The organism is Leptotrichia shahii, assembly GCF_008327825.1.
GTDB lineage: Bacteria > Fusobacteriota > Fusobacteriia > Fusobacteriales > Leptotrichiaceae > Leptotrichia > Leptotrichia shahii.
In genome coordinates, this window is sequence record NZ_AP019827.1 from 452,794 (window position 1) to 473,932 (window position 21,139).

At 30.4% G+C, this 21,139-nt stretch carries 20 protein-coding genes; 16 read left to right on the forward strand and 4 right to left on the reverse strand.

Annotated elements, in window-relative coordinates; translation table 11 throughout:
• Positions 1-73 precede the first annotated feature (73 nt).
• From lptB to F1564_RS02230, 15 genes are all read left to right on the forward strand, one after another.
• Positions 74-808: an LPS export ABC transporter ATP-binding protein gene (gene lptB / locus F1564_RS02160; RefSeq protein ID WP_018450818.1), complete on the forward strand. Its 735-nt coding sequence runs from the start codon at positions 74-76 to the stop codon at positions 806-808.
• A 14-nt stretch (positions 809-822) separates the two neighbouring features.
• Positions 823-1,440 carry a Type 1 glutamine amidotransferase-like domain-containing protein gene (locus F1564_RS02165; RefSeq protein WP_018450817.1) on the forward strand — a complete coding sequence of 206 codons (618 nt, stop codon included), beginning with the start codon at positions 823-825 and terminating at the stop codon, positions 1,438-1,440.
• A 293-nt stretch (positions 1,441-1,733) separates the two neighbouring features.
• Positions 1,734-4,349, forward strand: coding sequence for an alanine--tRNA ligase (gene alaS / locus F1564_RS02170; protein WP_018450816.1), 2,616 nt, complete (start codon positions 1,734-1,736; stop codon positions 4,347-4,349).
• Between the two features lie 102 nt (positions 4,350-4,451).
• Positions 4,452-4,868 carry a Holliday junction resolvase RuvX gene (gene ruvX / locus F1564_RS02175; protein ID WP_018450815.1) on the forward strand — a complete coding sequence of 139 codons (417 nt, stop codon included), beginning with the start codon at positions 4,452-4,454 and terminating at the stop codon, positions 4,866-4,868.
• Positions 4,869-5,026: 158 nt separating this feature from the next.
• Positions 5,027-6,244 carry a protein translocase subunit SecD gene (secD, locus tag F1564_RS02180; RefSeq protein ID WP_018450814.1) on the forward strand — a complete coding sequence of 406 codons (1,218 nt, stop codon included), beginning with the start codon at positions 5,027-5,029 and terminating at the stop codon, positions 6,242-6,244.
• The gene (gene secF, locus F1564_RS02185) at positions 6,234-7,205 is read left to right on the forward strand and encodes a protein translocase subunit SecF (RefSeq protein WP_018450813.1); all 972 of its coding nucleotides are present in this window, start codon (positions 6,234-6,236) and stop codon (positions 7,203-7,205) included. The genes secD and secF overlap by 11 nt, the downstream gene beginning before the upstream one ends.
• A 57-nt stretch (positions 7,206-7,262) precedes the next feature.
• Complete coding sequence (alr, locus tag F1564_RS02190; protein ID WP_018450812.1) at positions 7,263-8,360, forward strand: alanine racemase; 1,098 nt, start codon at positions 7,263-7,265, stop codon at positions 8,358-8,360.
• Between the two features lie 10 nt (positions 8,361-8,370).
• Entirely contained in the window at positions 8,371-8,952 is a 582-nt protein-coding gene (locus tag F1564_RS02195; RefSeq protein WP_018450811.1) for a CvpA family protein, read from the forward strand.
• 64 nt (positions 8,953-9,016) lie between these two features.
• Entirely contained in the window at positions 9,017-10,114 is a 1,098-nt protein-coding gene (locus tag F1564_RS02200) for an LptF/LptG family permease (RefSeq protein WP_018450810.1), read from the forward strand.
• 13 nt (positions 10,115-10,127) lie between these two features.
• Positions 10,128-11,204, forward strand: a complete 1,077-nt coding sequence (locus tag F1564_RS02205; RefSeq protein ID WP_018450809.1) for an LptF/LptG family permease — start codon at positions 10,128-10,130, stop codon at positions 11,202-11,204.
• A 178-nt stretch (positions 11,205-11,382) separates the two neighbouring features.
• Entirely contained in the window at positions 11,383-12,615 is a 1,233-nt protein-coding gene (locus tag F1564_RS02210) for a M16 family metallopeptidase (RefSeq protein WP_018450808.1), read from the forward strand.
• Positions 12,616-12,658: 43 nt separating this feature from the next.
• Entirely contained in the window at positions 12,659-13,765 is a 1,107-nt protein-coding gene (gene rodA / locus F1564_RS02215; RefSeq protein ID WP_018450807.1) for a rod shape-determining protein RodA, read from the forward strand.
• A 21-nt stretch (positions 13,766-13,786) separates the two neighbouring features.
• Complete coding sequence (locus F1564_RS02220; protein WP_018450806.1) at positions 13,787-14,758, forward strand: RluA family pseudouridine synthase; 972 nt, start codon at positions 13,787-13,789, stop codon at positions 14,756-14,758.
• A 268-nt stretch (positions 14,759-15,026) separates the two neighbouring features.
• Positions 15,027-15,878 (forward strand): acetyl-CoA carboxylase, carboxyltransferase subunit beta, encoded by an 852-nt coding sequence (gene accD, locus F1564_RS02225; RefSeq protein ID WP_018450805.1) that lies wholly within the window; start codon positions 15,027-15,029, stop codon positions 15,876-15,878.
• A gap of 33 nt (positions 15,879-15,911) precedes the next feature.
• Positions 15,912-16,859: an acetyl-CoA carboxylase carboxyltransferase subunit alpha gene (locus F1564_RS02230; RefSeq protein ID WP_018450804.1), complete on the forward strand. Its 948-nt coding sequence runs from the start codon at positions 15,912-15,914 to the stop codon at positions 16,857-16,859.
• Between the two features lie 75 nt (positions 16,860-16,934).
• On the opposite strand, the gene F1564_RS02235 is transcribed toward F1564_RS02230, so the two are convergent.
• The 4 genes from F1564_RS02235 to F1564_RS02250 form a co-directional block, all read right to left on the reverse strand.
• Positions 16,935-17,339, reverse strand: coding sequence for a hypothetical protein (locus F1564_RS02235; protein ID WP_018450803.1), 405 nt, complete (start codon positions 17,337-17,339; stop codon positions 16,935-16,937).
• 42 nt (positions 17,340-17,381) lie between these two features.
• Positions 17,382-17,726, reverse strand: a complete 345-nt coding sequence (locus F1564_RS02240) for an AtpZ/AtpI family protein (protein WP_018450802.1) — start codon at positions 17,724-17,726, stop codon at positions 17,382-17,384.
• 21 nt (positions 17,727-17,747) lie between these two features.
• The gene (locus F1564_RS02245; RefSeq protein WP_018450801.1) at positions 17,748-18,521 is read right to left on the reverse strand and encodes a class I SAM-dependent methyltransferase; all 774 of its coding nucleotides are present in this window, start codon (positions 18,519-18,521) and stop codon (positions 17,748-17,750) included.
• A gap of 214 nt (positions 18,522-18,735) precedes the next feature.
• On the reverse strand, positions 18,736-19,170 hold the full coding sequence (locus tag F1564_RS02250; protein ID WP_018450800.1) for a hypothetical protein: 435 nt from the start codon (positions 19,168-19,170) through the stop codon (positions 18,736-18,738).
• 246 nt (positions 19,171-19,416) lie between these two features.
• Here F1564_RS02250 and F1564_RS02255 point away from each other — a divergent pair, with 246 nt between their 5' ends.
• The gene (locus tag F1564_RS02255) at positions 19,417-21,129 is read left to right on the forward strand and encodes a proline--tRNA ligase (protein ID WP_018450799.1); all 1,713 of its coding nucleotides are present in this window, start codon (positions 19,417-19,419) and stop codon (positions 21,127-21,129) included.
• The last annotated feature ends 10 nt before the right edge of the window (positions 21,130-21,139 follow it).

Genomic DNA, 21,139 nt, shown 5'->3' on the forward strand with positions numbered 1-21,139 from the left:
TAAAAAGTAGAGAAAATAAAAAAATTAAAATTTTTACAAATAACTAGAAAAGAGAGAATAAGTAGGAGAGAATATGGCTAGAAAAATTAGTATAGAAGCCGATAGCTTGAAAAAGATATATAAAAACAGGGAAGTCGTAAAAAGTGTAAGCCTTGCGATGGAAAAGGGTGAAGTTGTAGGACTTCTTGGACCAAATGGGGCAGGAAAGACAACTACCTTTTATATGATTACAGGGATTGTAAGACCAAATCATGGAAGAGTAATGTACAATGGAGAGGAAATTACAAACTTGCCAATGTTTAAGAGGGCTAGACTTGGACTTGGGTATTTGCCGCAGGAAGCGTCAGTTTTTAGAAACTTGACTGTAGAAGAAAACATTGTTTCGGTTCTAGAAATGCGTGGGGTAAATAAGAAGGAAAGAATTGCCACGATGCAAAGTCTGATTGAAGAATTTAAGTTGTCGCACGTTGCAAAAAGTTTGGGATATGCACTTTCTGGAGGGGAGCGTAGACGGGTGGAAATTGCTCGAACAATTTCTACAAATCCAGATTTTATATTGCTAGATGAGCCTTTTGCGGGAGTAGATCCGATTGCAGTTGAAGATATCCAGAATATAATAATGCAGCTAAAGGAACGTGGACTAGGAATTTTGATTACCGATCATAACGTGCGTGAAACATTGAGAATTACGGAAAGAGCTTACATAATGGCAGAAGGGACTATTCTAATTGCAGGAACGAGTCAACAGATTGCAAATGATGAAACAGCGAGAAGGGTGTATCTAGGAGATAACTTCAAGTTAGACTAGGAGGATTGATTTTTTTGAAAAATATGATTTTAACATCATCTTTATACGAAAGTATGGGAATTGTCAAAAAGTTTCTGAATGAAAAAACTGAAAGCAAAAAAATATTATTTATTCCAACGGCAACTAATGTTGATGAATATAAAAAATATATACATCTTACGCAAAAGGTATTTGAAGACTTTGGATATGAAGTGGAAAATTTTGATATTTCTGTTTTTTCAGAAGAAACTGTAAAAGAAAAAATATCGGAAACAAAGATAATTTTTGTTTCTGGTGGGAATACATTTTATTTATTACAGGAATTAAAGAAGAAAAATCTAATATCTTACTTGAGGGAAAAAATAGAAAATGGATTACTTTATATTGGAGAATCTGCAGGTTCTGTAATAACAGCTCCCAATATAGGATATGCTGATATAGTGGATGACAAGGCACTAGCAACAGAATTGAATGATTATACTGGATTAAATCTTGTAGATTTTTATGTAGTTCCACATTTTGAAGAGGAGCCTTTTGTGGAAAGTTCTAGAAAAGTTGTTGAACTTTATAAAGATAAATTGGATTTGAAAGTGATTAATAATAAAGAAGTTGTATTGGTTGAAAATGATGATTTTAGGATAAGAAAAAAATAAATACTTATTAAGAGATTATTTGAATGGAAATTTTGATGAAATACTTAAATTAAAAGATTTTGGGGTTTATTTATGGCTAGAAAAAAAGAATGAATAAGCAAAATCGAAAATCTTAAAGAAAAAGAAAAAATTAATAGCAGTTTTAATTGGACAAATTTTTATGTGTTCTTAGAAAAATTTAAGGAAGTTTTTAATAAGTTTGAAATGGAATAATACTTTAAAATTAAAATAAAATATTGAAAAAACAAGAATTTATAAAAATATATAAATTGTAATTAAAGAAAGGAAAAAAAATGACAGGAAATGAAATAAGAAAAAGTTTTGTAGATTTTTTTAAATCAAAGGAGCATAAACATTTTGAAAGTGCGTCGCTTATACCAGATGATAAGAGCTTGTTGCTGACTGTAGCAGGGATGGTACCGTTTAAGCCATTCTTTTTGGGAGAAAAGGAGGCACCATTTAAAAGGATTACGACTTATCAGAAATGTATCAGGACTAATGACTTGGAAAATGTAGGGAGAACGCCTAGACATCATACATTTTTTGAAATGTTGGGTAATTTCTCGTTTGGAGATTATTTTAAAAAGGAAGCTATCGAGTGGTCTTGGGAATATATAACGAAAGTATTGAAACTGGAAGAGGACAGACTTTGGGTGTCTGTGTATAAAACAGATGATGAAGCTTATGAAATTTGGAACAAGGAAATTGGAGTGCCAGAAGAAAGAATTGTTAGGCTTGGAGAAGAGGACAACTGGTGGGCAGCAGGACCTGTAGGTTCTTGCGGGCCTTGTAGCGAGATTTATTACGATACTCAGAATATGGGAAAAAATAACGAAGAAGCTGACAGAAAGCCAGGAGATGACGGAGATAGATTTTTAGAAATTTGGAATCTGGTATTTACTGAATGGAACAGGCTTGAAGATGGTTCACTTGTACCACTTCCAGAAAAAAATATTGACACAGGGGCAGGACTTGAGAGAATTGCTTCAGTTGTGCAAAACAAGGATAACAACTTTGATACTGATTTGTTTACAAATATTACAAAAGGTATAAAATCTGTACTTGAAATTCAAGGAAATGAAAATGAGGAAGCAATAAAAATTATTGCCGATCACGTAAGAGCATCAGTATTTTTGATTGGAGATGGAGTGTTGCCGTCAAACGAAGGACGTGGATATATTTTAAGAAAAATTATAAGACGTGCCTTTGGAGCTGGAAGTTCTGCAAAACAGAAAGTTTTTGAAAAAGAGGATATATTTCTTTATAAATTAGTACCTTATGTTCTTGAAACAATGAATGAAGCATATCCAGAATTAGCTGAAAAGCAGGAATACATTGAAAAAGTTATAAGGCTGGAAGAAGAAAGATTTGCAACAACTTTGAAAAATGGAACTGAAATGCTGGAAGAAGAAATTCAGAAATTAAAAGAGGCAAATCAGAAGGAATTGCCAGCTGAACTGACTTTCAAATTGTATGACACTTTTGGATTCCCATTTGAACTTACAAAATTGATTTTGGAAAATCAAGGATTTGAAGCATCAGAAGAAGAATTTGAGAAAAAACTGGCAGAACAGGTGCAACGTTCAAAGGACAGCAGAACAACAATTTCTGATATGATAAAAGATGAATTTATAGATGAATTTTTTGAAAAACATGGGAAAACTGAATTTACTGGATATTTACAAAATTTTGAGGAAAAAAGCACGCTTTTACATATTGCCAAAAGTGAAGGAATTTCAGGATATGAGATGATTTTTGACAAAACACCGTTTTATGCTGAATCTGGAGGGCAAGTTGCTGATACAGGAATTATTACTTCTGGAGAATTTGAAGGAAGAGTTGTAAATGTGGTTAAAAAACATGATGTCTTTATTCATCAGGTTGAAATCACAAGGGGAATTGCTCCAGCTGTAGGCGTGGAAGTGAAAATGCAAATTGACATAAATCGTAGAAAAGATATTCAGAGAAATCATACGGCTACACATATTTTACACAAAGTTTTAAGAGAAAATCTTGGAACACACGTTGAACAGTCTGGATCACTTGTTGATGATGAAAAATTAAGATTTGACTTTTCACATTATGAGGCAATCAGTCCAGAAATGATTGAAAAAATTGAAAAAGGTGTAAATGACATTATTTTATCAAATTTACAGGTAAAAATAAATTATGAAAATATTGAAGATGCAAAGGCAAGAGGAGCGATGGCATTATTTTCAGACAAATATGGAGATGTAGTCCGTGTTGTGGAAATTGATGGATATTCAATTGAACTTTGTGGGGGAACACATGTTAAATCGACGGGAGAAATCGGATTATTCAATATTGAGTCTGAAAACGGTATTGCTTCAGGAACACGTAGAATTACAGCTACAACAGGACACAAGAGTTTAAATTATGTAAACAGGCTTGAAGAAAAAATAAAGGAAATATCTGATATTTTCAGAACAGATGAAAAAAATGTTGTTGATATTATTGAAAAATATATTGGGGATATGAGAGCTGCAGTAAAAGTGTATGAAGAAATGCAGACAAAACTTGTAAAATATGAAATCAATGAAATGCTTGAGAATGTTGAAACAGTAAATGGTGTGAAAGTATTAAAAACTTCATTTGAAAATAAAAATGTTGATGAGCTGAAAGAGATTGTAGATAGAGGAAAAGAAAAAATGCAGTCTGGAATCATCATTTTGGGAACAAATAACGATGGAAAGGCAATCTTTGTAGTAGGAGTTACAAAAGACTTGATTTCAAAAGTGAAGGCTGGAGAAATAGTAAAAGTTGCGGCTCAAGTTGCTGGCGGAAACGGTGGAGGACGTCCTGACTTTGCACAAGCTGGTGGAAAAAATGGAAGTGCTGTAAAAGAAGCTGTAAACAAAGCGTTTGAGTTTGTAAACGAAAAATTATAATTTTATAATCACGTAAATGTTACTTAGCAAGGGATCAAGCCCCTTTGTCAAAAGTAAAATTAAATTATGATTTGAATAATAAAATTTAGAAATGAGAAAAAGATGAGAAAATTTATTGGACTTGATGTCGGAGATGTGAGAATTGGGGTTGCAAAATGCGATCCAATGGGAATTCTTGCGACTGCTCTTGAAGTGATTGATAGAAATAAAACTGAGCCTATTTCTCGGATAAAAGAAATATTGGATGATGAAAACACAAAAAAAGTCGTTGTTGGACTTCCGAAAAGTTTGGATGGAACAAAAAAAAGACAAGTTGAAAAGGTTGAAGAATTTGTGGAAGATCTAAAAAAAGAAATATCTGGAATTCAGATTATTTTTGTGGATGAGAGATATACGACAACAGAAGCAGAACATTATTTAAAGAATTATTCCAAAAAGAATGGGAAAGAGCGAAGAAAAGTTGTAGATATGGTGGCAGCATCAATCATTTTGCAAAAATATTTAGATACGTTAGTTTAGAATTATTTTATTTATATAATAATTTCTTTTAACGAAATTTTGTTTAAAAATTTTTAATAAAAGTAAATTTTAATGACTAAATAAAAATCAGTAATCTAAATAATTGGAGAATAAATTTATGAAAAATATTTAGATAGGAAAAAAGGAAGGATAAAAAAATGCAGAATAAAAAATCACATTATGTTTGGTTACTTTTGGTAATTTTTGTTCCAGCTCTTATTTTGTACTTTAATAAAGTAAAACTGGGACTTGATTTACGTGGTGGAACATCAGTTGTATTACAGGCACAGGGGAAAATAGAGGCTGATACAATGAGTAAGGTTAGAAATATTATTGAAAGACGGGTAAATAGTATTGGAGTGGCTGAACCTGTTATTCAGCTTAGTGGAAATGATAAATTGATAGTGGAACTTGCAGGAATAAAAGATCCTCAAAAAGCTGTTGAATTAATTGGTACAACGGCAAAACTTGAGTTTAGAATAAAAAATAAGGATGGTTCTTATGGGCCTGTGCTTTTGGAGGGCTCTGCCTTAAAATCCGCAGGAGTAACAAGAGATCAAATGGGAATGCCGTCAGTCAGTTTTGAATTAAGTTCGCAAGGGGCAAATACTTTTGCTAAGATTACAAGAGAAAATATTGGAAAGCAACTGGCGATAATGCTAGATAATAAAGAACAGTCGGCTCCTACGATTAATAGTGAAATTAGTGGAGGAAGTGGAGTTATAACTGGAAGATTTTCAATGGAAGAAGCAAATAACCTTGCAAATCTATTAAAATCAGGAGCATTGCCTGTGGAAATCAAAATTGTTGAAAATAGAACAGTTGGAGCTACACTTGGAGTGGATTCGATAAGACAAACTGGTGTAGCTGGATTAATTGCTCTATGTGTAATTTCAGTATTTATGATCGCTATTTATAAAATACCTGGAATTGTGGCGGATATTGCGCTTCTTATAAATGGAGTTTTAGTTTTAGGATTGCTTAGTGGTGTAGGTGCAGCTTTGACACTTCCTGGAATTGCTGGATTTATATTGACATTAGGAATGGCAGTTGATTCAAATGTAATTACTTATGAGAGAATAAAGGAAGAACTGCGGCTTGGAGAATCATTGCACGATGCGGTGGAAAAAGGTTATGAAAATGCTTTTCCTGCGATAATTGATGGAAATATAACAACGTTACTTGTGGCGGCTGTGTTATTTTTCTTTGGAACAGGACCGATAAAGGGATTTGCTGTGACATTATCACTTGGTGTAGTTGCTACAGTAATTACAGGGGTATTTGTTTCAAAAATATTCTTGAGACTATTTATAAAAGTATTTAAAATAAAAAGAGAACGATTGTTCTGGAAAGGAGCTTTAAATAATGAAGATTAATTTGAAAGTTATAAAAAAGAGAAAACTTTATTTGGGAATTTCAGTGGCAATGGTTTTAATTTCACTAATATCACTATTTACTATAAAATTAAATTTGGGAGTTGATTTTAAAGGAGGAGAATTAATTCAATTAAAATATAACCAAAAAATAGACCAAAATGCAGTAAATAATGCCTTAAACAGCTTAGTTGGACAAATTCCTCAAATGAAAGCCAAAAGAGTGCAGTTTTCCGATACGGATAATACAGTTATTATAAGAACTGAGCAAATGAGCGGTTCTCAAAAGGCAAAAATAATGTCAGAGCTAAATCAAAAAACTGGGAAATATGAAGTTGTAAAAAATGAAACTGTAGGTGCGGTAATTGGTAAGGAATTGACAGCAAATGCATTTCAAGCATTAATAATAGGAAGCATATTGATTATTATTTATATAACAGTAAGATTTGAGTTCATTTATGCCGTAGCAGGAATTGTGGCATTAATTCACGATGTTATTATTTCTTTTGGAGTTATCACAATGCTTAGATATGAGATAGATACTCCGTTTATTGCGGCAATTCTTACAATTTTGGGATACTCCATCAACGATACGATTGTTGTATTTGACAGAATTAGGGAAAATATTAAGAAAAATAGATCAGGTAGAAATAAAGTTACGATGTCATTTGGTGAAGTAATAGAAAAATCTATAAATCAAGTATTTACAAGATCAATTTATACTTCATTGACTACATTGTTTTCTGTAATTGTGCTTCTTATTCTTGGTGGAGATACATTGAAGACTTTTAGTATGACATTATTTGTGGGAATGTTAGTTGGAACATATTCATCAGTATTTGTGGCAAGCCCTTTAGTTTATATTATGAAAAAAGGTAAAGATGAGCCAAAAGCAAAAGATACTATAAAAGATTCTGGAAAAACAGTAAATGGCTATGATGAAAAGGATAAGGTTTTAGTTTAGTTAATTTACAAATATAATAAAAAAATAAAATGATAAGTTTAGAAGGTGAAATGAAAAATGCGATGCTGGGCAGAAATAAATATAAATAATTTATATAGCAATATTGATGAAATTCAAAAAATTGTGCCTAAAGAAAAAATAATAGCAGTAATAAAGGCTGATGCTTATGGGCATGGAATGTTAAAAATATGCGATGCCTTAATAAAAAAAGGAATTAAAAATTTTGCTGTGGCAACAAGTGATGAAGCACTTAAAATAAAGGAGCTCCATAATGATATTATGGTGCTGATATTGGGACCTGTGGAAAATGAATATATGGATCTCATTGCTGACAAGAAAATTTATTTTATGGTTACAGATTTTGAAGAAATAGAATTTTTAGAAAAAACTGGAACAGAAAACAGTAAAACTGTAGATGTGTTTATAAAGATAGATACAGGAATGGGACGTGTAGGTTTTCAGGAAAATGAAGCAGGACAATTAAATAAAATTCTTAAGAATGTTAAGCATATTAATCCAATAGGAATCTTTTCGCATTTTTCATCATCTGATAGCGACAAAGAATATACAAAATTGCAGGAAAGAAAATTTAAAGCAATGTGTGAAAAAATATCAAGTGGAATACCATCAATACGATACAGACATTTGCACAACAGCTTTGGAACTTTAAAGTTTCAAGAAAGCATAGAAGATTTTGTGAGGGCTGGAATTATAATTTATGGAGGAGTTACAGATAGGGAAACAGCACCTTATAAATTTAAGCCTGTAATGTCTCTTTTTGCGAAAATAAGCTATATAAAAACATTAAAGGAAGACAGTTTTATAAGTTATGGAAACACTTATCTTGGAAAAGCTGGAAAAACTTATGCGACTGTTTCTATTGGATATGCTGATGGAGTAAGGCGTGACTTGTCAAACAAAGGTTATGTCTTTTATAAGGGGCATAAGTGTGAAATTGTAGGACGTGTCTGTATGGATCAGCTTATGATTTTGCTTCCTGAAGAATTGGAAGGTGTGGCTCAAAAAGGTGATGTTGTGGAGTTTTTTGGTGAGAATATAGGTGTTGCGGAAGTTGCTGAATTATGTGGCACTATTTCATACGAAATTTTATGTGGAATAAGTCAAAGAGTGCCTAGAATTTATGTAGAAAAATAGGAGTAAAAAAATGATACTGGATATTGGATTTGTAGTCTTATTGATAATATTTATATTTCTTGGATATAAGAGAGGTTTTTCACTGGAATTTTTTAATATGTTTAAGTATATTTTTATTATTTTTATAACAAATTATGTTTATAAATTTTTTCTAGATTCAAAAAGAATTAAGCCGCAAAGTCAGTTGAAAATATTTATTATCATTGTTGTAATCCAATATATTATCTATTCTGCCATTTTGATAATTAATAGAGAATTTTTGAAAAGTATAAAAATAAAAAGATTTGATAAATCTTCTGGAATGATATTTGGGATAATGAAATTATTTTTTGTTGCGATTATTGTCTATATTGTAGTAGTTATAGGATCTATAAAAAGTAAAAAAATAAAAATCATAAGAGATAAAAGTTTTTGTGTAAAGATTATGACAGAATATGCGTTAAGGGTTACAGATACTTTTCCTAGATTTATAAAAAATGATGTGGAAAGATACGTGATAAGTCAAAGGGAAAAGGAGGTAATAAATGATGTTTTGAATGATTATGAAAATCCAAAACCAGATGAATTTGAAAAATCAAAAGATATTAATTAAAATAAATAAAAAAGTTTACGAAAAAATGGAATAAAAGAAAAATAAAAAAGGAAAATTGATAAAAATGAAAATAATTGACAGGTATATTTACAGTTCACTCATTTTGCCGTCATTGTTTGGAATTAGCATATTTACATTTATTATGATGTTAAATGTTGTAATGGAAGTTATGGAACGTCTGTTTGCAAGTGATTTGCCATTTATATCTATAATAGATTATTTATTTTATGCTATACCAGGAGTTCTTGTACAAACAATACCTATGGGAGCATTTTTAGGAGTAATGCTTGTTTATGGTGGTCTTTCAGAAACAAATGAAATTGTTGCAATGGAAGGTTCTGGAATAGGTCTTTTTAGAATACTTAGACCAGCATTTATTTTTGGTGTAGCATTGACATTAATTGGATTAGGGCTTGAAATTTATGTAAATCCTCGTGCATTGGAAAATATAAATGCTCAGACAAAACAAGTACTTGCTTCAAAGCCTAGCTCATTAACGGAAGAAAAAGTATTTCTAATAAATGAGGAAAAGGGTTTTGGTTTTTATATCGACGAAGTAAACAATGAAGAAGCGACAGCTAAAAACTTTTTAATCATAAATAAACGTGGCGATAATCATTATCCAATAGTTTTTTTAGCTGAAAATGCAAAGTTTGATCCAGGAATTATAAATTTAAATAAAGTAAAAGGTTATGCCTTTGCCAAGGATGGAAATAGTCAAATTTCAGCTGAATATATGGAACAGGAAATACCTATTTCCACTTTTTTCAGAGAGGGCAAAAAGGAAATCAAAAAAAGCCGTAAAGAAATGAATATAAAAGAACTAAATAAGTTTTATAAACAAAATATAAATAAACCAGAAGAAAAAGAAGCAGCTTTAAAAGCACAAGTAGAAATTTACCAAAGACTTATTGGACCGCTTGCAAGTACGTTTTTATGCTGGCTTGGGGTACTTCTTTCAGTAGGACATAGAAGAAGTGGAAGAGGAATAAGCTTTGGAATAAGTTTAATTGTTATATTTAGTTATATAGGAATGGCAAGCTATGCAAAAATTATGGTACTAAAAAATAATGTGCCTGCAAATATTGCAATGTGGGTTCCTAATTTTGTTTTATTTATATTGTGTATATATTATTCAATAAAAAAATATAGGAGAAACTAACGAGAGGAGGAGTATGAACAAATTAGATAAATATATAATTTCAAATTATGTAAAAAGTTTTATTTTGGGTATGATGATGTTTTTTTTGATTTTTCTGTTAGCAGAGAGTATCAATTTGACAGGATGGCTTATGGATGGAAAACTTAAAGGACATGACGCTATAAAGTATTTAAGATACGGGACACCTGAAATTATAACAAATACTGCTCCTCTTGGAGTATTGCTCGGAAGCCTTTTATGTATAAGTAAAATGGCAAAACAGCTGGAAATTGCGGCAATGAAAACAAGCGGAATAAGTTTTGCAAGAATAGCGTTATTTCCTATGATTTTTTCATTTCTCGTAAGTGTGGGAGTATTCTGGATAAACTATGATATGTTGGGAAGGTCTAATGCTAAAAAGGAAAACTTAAAATCCCTTAAAATTGACAATAAAGAGCCAGTAAAGGCACAAAAAAAGTTTATTTTTGTAAAAATTGATAAAAGGACGGTTCTGTATAGTGAAAATGTAAATAAAAATACTGGAACAATGCAATATATTGAAATTTTAAAATTTGAAAAAGGATTTAGTAAGATTGGTAAAATATATACTTCGCCGTTCGCAAAAATCAACCCAAAGACAAATGTATGGACTTTTAAGGATTTAAAGGAATATGATAGGAGAACTAATTTAACAAAGCCTGCTGATACAAAGAGATTTAAGTTTGTTGCAAGTATGGAAGATGTTTTGGCAAGTCCAGTAAAGGCTAAAAATTTAACGATGCCTGAATTACGTGAAAAGACAGTTTATTTTACAAGAGTTGGAGCTGATTCCTTAAATTTAAGAATAGAGTTTTATTATAGAATATCTTTTGCATTATCATCGTTTGTGATGTGTTTGATCGGGCTTTCGCTGGGAAGTAGATATGTAAGAGGTGGAGCAGCTTTAAATATTGGATTATCTGTAATAATTGGTTATGCCTATTATGGGGTTAGTACAATTTTACGTTCAATGGCAGTTTCTGGAGCAGTTCCGATTTATGCGGCATGTTTTATTCCATTGCTTATATTTTTAATAGTTGGAATAAAGTTATTTAGAGATTCAGAATATTAGGATAAATAGTAAACTTGTTTGGAAACTGTATGTATTTAGAGTTTAATGCAAAAATGTTCTGAAGCAAGTGGTCTTGACCTCTTGTGAAAATAAAAAAATTTAGGTTGTCGAACAGACTTGATATAAAATAGTTAAAATGTTGTTTTCATTTTTGGAATAGAGATTAGGAAGGATTAATATGATAGAAAAAGTAAAGACAAATACAGGAATAGAAATTATTTTTGATAAGTTAAAGAGTATTTCTACTTGCTCAGTTGGCGTATTTGTGAAAACAGGATCACGAGATGAAAGTGATACGGAAGAAGGAATTTCACATGTTCTAGAGCATATGGTCTTTAAAGGAACTCCAACTAGAAATTATTTTGAAATTTCAGATGAGATTGACTATCTTGGAGCAAATGTAAATGCACATACTACAAAGGAGGAAACAGTTTTTTATATAAATGCTTTAACGCAGTTTTTAGGAAAATCTGTTGATATTCTGTTTGATATTGTTACAAATTCTACAATTAATGAAAAAGAGCTGGAAAAGGAAAAGGATGTAATTGTCGAAGAAATTAAGATGTATAAGGATTCGCCAGATGATCTTGTATTTGAGATGAATTATGCAGATAGTATAAATGGGCAGTATGGAAAGCCTATTATTGGAACAGAAGCAAGTGTGAAAGGATTTAAAGCGGAAGAAATTAAAAAATATTATAGGGAAAGATATACAAAGGATAATATTTTAATTGTTGTTTCTGGAAATTTTGATAAGGATGAAATTATTCAGAAAGTGGATGAATATTTTGGAAAACTGAATGATAAAAAGGTTAATAGACGTGAAAGAATAGATTTTTCATTTAATTCTGGAAAAAAAGTTGTTTCAAAGGATATAAATCAAGTTAATATTTGTATTACACATCAAAGTGTAGACCATAATAGCAAAAATAAGATATATACTGATATTTTGTCGAGTATTATCGGGGGTTCAATGAGTTCCAGACTTTTTCAGGAAATTCGTGAAAAAAATGGACTTGCATATTCTGTCTACACATACAATCAATATTATCTTTCAGGAGGTTTGACATCAACATACATTGGAACAAATCTGGAAAATTATGAAAAGGCAATAGAAATAACACTTTCAGAATTTAGAAAAATGCGTGAAAATGGAGTAACAGAAGATGAACTTCAAAAGGCGAAAAATAAATATATGAGCAGAATTGCATTTGCAATGGAAAATCCACGTTCGAGAATGATAATTTTAGGAAATTATTATATTAGAAAAAATGAAATTTTAGATGCTGAAAAAATAAAGAATGAAATAAATGCAGTGAAACTTATAGATGTGAATAATTTCGCAAAAACTGGATATTTAACAGAAAATATTACAGTTCTCGGAAATATTGAAAATTCAAGTAAAGAATAGTTTATGATAGCTATAAATTAAAAAATAGGGTTAGGAGAAGAGAATGTTTCAAAGTCAAAGAATAATTGAAAATCTGAAAAATAATATTTTTCGTATGGATAAAATGATTTTATTAATAGTTTATGCCCTTGTAACAATTAGTACAGTATTTGTGTATAGTGCAACAAGGCAAAATGGAATGGTTGTTAAGAATATCTTATGGATTGCTATAGGAACGATATTGATGTTTATTATAGCATCATTTGACTACAAAAATATAAAACTATATATTTGGCATATCTATGGAGTTGGAGTAATGCTACTGCTGCTTGTTCGTTTTGCTGGGAAAAAAACGCTTGGGGCACAACGTTGGATTGCATTGGGGCCATTTCAGCTGCAGCCATCAGAATTTGTAAAAGTAGCAATTATTTTAGTGATTGCGTATTGGATTGTGGATAAATATAAAAATGGAATTAACAATTTAAAGGATATTATCGGTTCAATTCTTCCTGCGATACCTCTTATATTGCTTATTTTAATACAGCCCGATCTAGGAACAACACTAATAGCAATTTCTGCTTTCTTATTTATGATATTTCTATATGATGCAAATATGAAACCAATTTGGATAATAGGAATAGTGGTCATGTTATCAGTTTATCCAGTTTACAGGTTTGTTTTAAGTGATTATCAAAGGGATCGTGTGGAAACATTCTTACATCCTGAAAAAGATAAAAAAGGAAGCGGATGGCACGTAATTCAGTCAAAAATTTCAGTTGGAGCAGGAGGAGTATTAGGAAAAGGAGTATTACAAGGAAGTCAAAGCAGATTGGAATTTCTTCCTGAAGCACAGACAGATTTTATTTTTTCAGTATTATCTGAAGAATTGGGATTTGTTGGCTCTACGTTAGTTTTACTTTTGTATCTTGGACTAATCTATGAAATAATAAGGATTTCCAGGATTATACAAGATGACTTTGGCCGGCTTATACTGTATGGTATGGCAGGTGTAATATTTATGCACGTAATCGTAAATGTAGGAATGACAATTGGACTTGTTCCAGTTACGGGGAAACCGCTATTGTTTATGAGTTATGGTGGAAGTTCATTTTTGGCTTCATTTATCATAATAGGAATAGTGGAAAGTATAAAAATTCATAATAATAAATAATTTAAGAAATAGGAGAAATTTTTGGAAAAGAATGAAATTATTGTAAATTCTGAGATGGAAGGAATGCGACTGGATAGATACTTGAGGAAAAGTTTCAAAAATGAGCCGCTTAGCAGGATTTTTAGTGCAATAAGATCTGGAGATGTAAAAATTAATGGGAAAAAGTCGAAGGAAAATTATCGGTTGTTATTAAATGATAAAGTTATAATAAAAAATTTATCAATAGGAAATATTAAAAAAAGTGAGAAAGCAGAAAATAAAATAAAAAAACTGCAAATTTCTCAAAATGAGCTTGAAAAATATAAAAAAATGGTTATTTTTGAAAATGAAGATTTTTTTATTGTAAATAAGGCAGAAAAAATTCCAATGCATAAGGGAACAGGGCATAAATATGGACTTAGTGAAGTTTTTAAAAAAATTTATAAAAGCGAAAATATCAATTTTGCAAATAGACTTGATTTTGAGACATCAGGACTTGTTATTGGATGTAAAACGTTGAAGTTTTTGAGATATATTTCTGAAAAAATTAGGGAAAATAAAGTTCATAAAAAATATTTTGCGATTGTCCATAATAGAGAATTTAAAAATGAAAATGAATTTTTGAAAAGTGATTCTGAAAAAAATAAGAGTAATTTTAAAATTGAGAATTATTTGACAACAGTTGAAAATAAAGTTATTGTTTCTAAAAATCCTATTTCAAAGGAATCTAAAAAAAGTGTTACGTATTTTAAATATATAAATATTGAAAAATTGAAAAATCAAAGGGAAATATTGGATTTACTGAAGAAAAATAAGTATATTTCACTTTTGGATATTGAACTAGTTACTGGAAGAAAACATCAAATCAGGGCTCAGCTGGCTGATAAAGGGCTTTTTATAGTTGGAGACAGGAAGTATGGAATTAGGGATGGAAGTAATAGATTTTTTCTTTGTTGCTATTCTCTTTCATTTGATGAATATAAATTTTCGATTCTAGATAGGTTATTTTTTTAGAAATATCTATTTTTCAAATTTTATTCTAATGAAAATGATGTATTATATAATAGTATTATAACACCTGTTATTTAAATTTATATTCAAATTATATTAATATCAAAATAAATAATGTTATTTCTTATTTAAATAATTAGAAATTTTTATTTTTTAAAAAATTTCATATTTGGTAAGTAATATAAGAATTTGAGTAAAATAGTTATAATTTTTAAGTTTAATTTTGAAATAACTTTACTGTAAAAAATAAAATTTTTGAGAGGTGAAAAAAATGGGTTTGTTTTCAAGCAGAAAATCAAAAAATAAGTATGTTACACTTACTTCTAAGTCAAAATTGACAGTTGATATCGTGGATGACAATAAATGGAAAAAGTGTAGTCAATGTAATGAGATTATTTACAATGAGGATTTGAAAAATAATCTGAATGTATGTCCGAAATGCGGGAATTATTTTAGACTTACAGCATTTGAAAGAATTGAGCTTTTGATTGATGAAGGAACTTTTATGGAAGAAGATATGACACTTAATTCTAAAAATGTGTTAAATTTTCCAGGATATGAGGAAAAGCTGGAAGTTTCACGTGAAAAAAGCCGTATGTTAGATGGAGTCATAAGTGGAACTGGAAAAATTAATGGACTGGAAGTTAGTATTGCTGCAATGGAATTCAGCTTTATGGGTGGAAGTATGGGTTCTGTTGTTGGTGAGAGAATTACAAGAGCAATGGAACGTGGACTTAAAAAGAAAATACCTGTTGTAATAGTTTCAAGTTCTGGTGGTGCTAGAATGCAGGAGGGAATTTTATCACTTATGCAAATGGCAAAAACTTCAGGAGCAGTAAAAAAATTAAATGATGCAGGAATTCCATTTATTTCTGTACCTGTTGATCCAACTACTGGTGGAGTTACAGCTTCCTTTGCGATGCTTGGAGATGTGATTATAACAGAGCCAAATGCTTTTATCGCTTTTGCAGGGCCTAGAGTAATTGAACAAACTGTAAACCAAAAATTACCGAAGGGATTCCAAAGGGCAGAGTTTTTATTAGAACACGGAATGGTTGATATAATTTCAGAAAGAAAAGACTTGAAAACAACGATTTATAGAGTATTGGAAAAATTGGTGTAAATTTAAAAATTTTTCAAATGAAAGGATAAAAAGATGAGTATAAAAGATGAAATTAAGGAATTGGAAGAAGCAATATCGGAATTAAAGACATTTTCAGCTAAAAAAAACATTGATTTTTCTGCTCAGATCACAGAACTTGAAAAAAAATTGGAAGATAAATATAAGGATTTTGAGGAAAATGAAATGGATGCCTGGAATAGAATCCAAATCTCAAGAAATTCGCAAAGACCTTATACTTTAGATTATATAAATGAATTGACACAGGATTTTGTGGAACTTCACGGTGACAGATTGTCAAAAGATGACCACGCAATTATCGGTGGACTTGCAACAATTGATGGATATAAAATAATGGTAATCGGACATCAAAAGGGAAGAGATATTGATACAAATCTTTACAGAAATTTTGGTATGGCAAGTCCTGAAGGATATAGAAAGGCATTAAGATTAATGAGAATGGCAGAACGTTTTAAATTGCCGATTTTGACATTAATTGACACAGCTGGAGCTTATCCTGGAATAGAAGCTGAAGAAAAGGGACAAGGTGAAGCTATTGCTAAAAATCTGGCAGAAATGTTTGGATTACGTGTGCCGATTGTGTCGGTCGTAATTGGTGAAGGTGGAAGCGGTGGAGCATTGGGAATTGGAGTGGCTGATTCTATTTTGATGCTTGAAAATAGTGTATATTCGGTTATTTCACCTGAAGGATGTGCTTCAATTTTATTTAATGATTCCACAAAAGCACCAGAAGCTGCGAGAAGTTTAAAAATGGATGCGATTAGTTTAAAAAGTTTGGGAATTATAGATGAAATCATAAAAGAGCCGCTGGGAGGAGCGCATAGAAACCTTGAAGAAATGGCTCAAAACTTGAAGGCTGCAGTTGTAGAGGAATTTAAGAGAATTGATAAATATTCGTTACGAGAACTATTGAAGAAGAGATATGAAAAATATAGAAAAATTGGAGATTTTTTTGAGGAATAGCTTTTAATAATATTTTTCCTATAGATTTATTTTAGCAAGGGGTCAAGGCCCCTTGTTTTAAAATAAAAAATTATTTTATTCTTTATTTTTTGAGAAAAACTTTTTTCCAAAATGATACAAAAGATATGAAAATTTAAAGTTCAGAACACCAATTCCAGTTCCTAAAATATTTGTTAAAACGTGATTTGGAAAATATTTTTGGCTGATTTTTCCAACAATAAACATTCCAAGGCAGAATATCGCCATCCGCTTTAAATATTCTAAATTTCCCCGTAATTTAGGCTTATCTTGAAAAAATAGAATTTTTTCCACGCCGTTTATAAGTAAATTTATATTTATTGTTGAAATTATTGCTCCGACTAAATATCCAAAATAAAGTTCAACACAGTTAAAAAATATTCCTAAAAGAGGGAAAAATATCATAGTAAAAATTGAGATAATGTATGCACTTTTTATATTTGGGGGCATTTTTTCCAGCATTTCTATATTTCCTTTCTTCCTTGTTGTTTTTTAACTTAAAAATTATTTTATATTATTTATTTGCTTTATAAGCGACCAGTAGCCAGAAACAGCTCCTAAAATAAGAAAGATAACTAAAATAATTGGTTGATCTGTTTTAAATAGATATTTTTTTAGAAGCATATAAAAACCTAGCATAATTAAGATTGGCATGGAAAGAATATAGACCATATTTGTTGCAAGAGCAAAGTATTTCATTATTTTATTGTTTCTTTTATTTTTTATTTCTTTGTCTTTGTTATGTCTGCCGAGTTTTTTTTCTATTTCAAAAAGTCTTTGTTTTCTTTTTTCTTCTTCTTTTATCATTTCTTCTTTAATTAAATTATTTTCTTCATTTTCTTTTTTCATAAGTTACCCTCTTTTTATATTTTATAATTTTTTCAAGATAAAAAATATTCGACTTTCTCCAAATTCAGGGTTTGAAGCAGTATCGAATATTTCAAAGCCTTTATTTTGGACGGTTTTTATAATCCATTCTGGGTCAAAGATAAATTTATTCTGAATTTCATTGTATTTTCTGAATAGATTGTCATTTTCATTTTCACGGATGAATAAATCTATTTCTATCAGATGCTTTCTTTTGGATAATTGTTCGTGTCGCCAGATGCTTGTGTATTCTGGTTCTTCATCTAGGAAGATGTCGTTCTCAAATATTTCTGTAAAAATATCTTCAGTTACAGCGTCAAAAATTAAATATCCATCTTTTTTTAAATTTTTATTACATTTTTCGATAAATTTCAAAAATTCCTTTTCATTTTTCAAATAATTTACTGTATCAAAATTACAAACAATATAATCAACTTGGCATAAATTGCTATTTTTATTATTTTCAAAATCTACTGTATTTTCAAAATTTATAATATTTTCCTTGATAAGTCTATACCTGTCTTTTGAAAATTTTTCTCCGATTATTTTTAAATCATTTAATTTTTTCTCTGCAACTTCCAGCATTTTTTCAGATAAGTCCACTCCAACAACAGAAAATCCATCTTTAAGAAATCGTAAGACAAATTCTCCAGTTCCACATCCTAAATCTAGAACAGTTCCTTTTGTTTTTATGAATCTCTTTAAAAAATTATACCATCCATCGTAATCTACATATTTCATAAAAATATCATAAATTTCCGCAAATTGCTTGTGCATAGATCCGCTCCATTCTATTTTATATAGTTTTTTTGTATTTTTCTTACATTATACTTTAAATATTATAGTTTTACAAGTTTATATTTTTTTAATATTTTTATTAATCAGTGTAATAGGGATTACATTAGATGATATTTTCAAATTTCTTGTTAGCAAATAAACAAAATGAATTAATAATTATATTCTTTATTCAAATAAATTTCAAATTTTATTTTTAATTATTATCCTCTTCAAATTTATGAGTTTCAAAAATTCTGTCCATTTCTTTTTTAAATGTTGGAGATCCGACTAAATCATATTGCTTTTGTGTAGGTTGTTTACATACTGCCGCATAGTAAAATTCATGAATTTTGTCTTTTCCGCCATTAATATCACGAAGCCCTGTTTCACCTAGCATTTCGTTAAATTGTTTGATTGCATTTTGGACTTCAGTTAAAGTATGTGGCATTTTTTTACCATCTTTTATATAGCTTTCTTCCATGATCATAGATCCGATTGGAAGACATACAGGCACATCTTGTCCTTCTTTATTATAAAACTTTACCCATTCTTCTTCAGACATAAAAAGTACCCCTCTTTCATCTCTGTAAGGTTCTGCTATTCCTAAGGCTGAAAATGCTAATAATCCCAATAAAACAAGTTTTTTCATTTTGAATCACTCCTTTTTTTAATTATTTGTAAAAATTTATAAATCACATTAATACAATATTTTTTGGTTTTAATTTTATTGTATTTTCTAAGATAATTATACTATATCTTTCCTAAAATTCCAAATATTCAAGTTCAAAAAATTTATTTTTCAAAAAACTATTGCTAAAAGTCAAAAAAAAATATACAATATAAACATTATAAATACTTTATTTAAATAAAAAAAATGAATATAGAAGGAGAAAATATGAGATTATCAAAAGCATTTTTAAAAACATATAAGGAAGCACCAAAAGAGGCGGAAGTAATAAGTCACCAATTGATGTTAAGAGCTTCTATGATTAGACAGCTGACAAGAGGAGTTTATAGCTATTTGCCATTGGGATACAAGGTTTTGAAAAAAATTGAGAATATTGTTAGAGAGGAAATGGACAGAGCTGGGTCGCAGGAAATTTTAATGCCAGTGTTGCAACCGGCTTCATTGTGGGAAGAGTCTGGGAGATGGTTTGCTTACGGTTCGGAACTTATGAGAATGAAGGACAGAAATGAGAGAGAATTTGCATTGGGACCTACACATGAAGAAGTTGTTGCCGATATCGTGAGAAACACGATTACTTCGTATAAAGAATTGCCGTTTAGCTTGTATCAAATTCAGACAAAATTTAGAGATGAGATGCGTCCAAGATTTGGTCTTATGAGAGGAAGAGAATTCTTAATGAAAGATGCCTACAGTTTCCACTTGACACAGGAATCGTTAGATGAAGAATTTTTGAATATGAAAAATGCCTATTCTAGAATTTTGGATAGAATGGAACTAAAATTTAGAGCAGTCGATGCGGATTCTGGTTCGATTGGAGGAGATGCTTCAAATGAATTTATGGTACTTGCTGAAAATGGAGAAGACGATATTTTATACAGTGACTCATCAGATTATGCTGCAAATATTGAAAAAGCTACGAGTATCATTGAATTGAAGGAAAGTACGGAGGAAAAATTGCCGAAAGAATTGGTTGAAACGCCTAATACTAAAACAATTAAGGAATTGTCAGAATTTTTGAATATTCCAGAGGAAAAAACTGTTAAAGCGGTTATGTTGAAGGAAGTGTTGGAAGATAAGGTAAATTATGTGTTGGCACTTATTCGTGGAGATTTAGATGTAAATGAAATTAAATTGAAAAATGCAGCGAATGCTTCGATGGAATTGGAAATGATGACTGAAGAAGAATGTGAAAAATTTGGGATTGTTCCTGGATTTGCAGGATCTTATGAGAAAAAAGAAGGACTTACAGTTGTTATTGATGAAACAGTAAAATATGTGAGAAATTTTGCGTTGGGAGCAAATAAAAAGGATTATCACTTTATTAATGTTAATTTGGAAGATTTACATTATGATATAGTTGCTGATATTAGAACGGCTAGAGCGGGAGATATTTCGCCAGATGGAAAAGGTGTGCTAAAAATTGCTCGTGGAATGGAAGTTGGACACATTTTCAAATTGGGAGATAAATATTCAAAAGCACTTAATGCAAAAGTTTTAGATGAAAATGGGAAACAGCAAGTAATTCAGATGGGATGTTATGGAATTGGAGTTTCAAGATTGATGTCGGCTGTAATTGAGCAAAAACACGATGACTTTGGAATTATTTGGCCAAAATCAATTGCACCGTATATTGCAGATGTGATTATTGCTAATGTGAAAGATGAAACTCAAGTAAATGTTGCTGAAAAAATTTATGAAGCGTTGAAAAAAGAAAATATTGATGTAGTTTTAGACGACAGAAATGAGAGAGCAGGATTTAAGTTTAAAGATGCTGACTTGATTGGATTTCCACTTAAAATCGTAGCTGGAAAAGGTGCTTCTTCTGGAATTGTAGAAGTTAAGGATAGAGCGAATGGGGAAAGTTTTGAAGTTAAAGTTGAGGAAGTTGTTGGATTTGTGAAGGAGTTTTTGCTCAAATAATTCAAGTAAA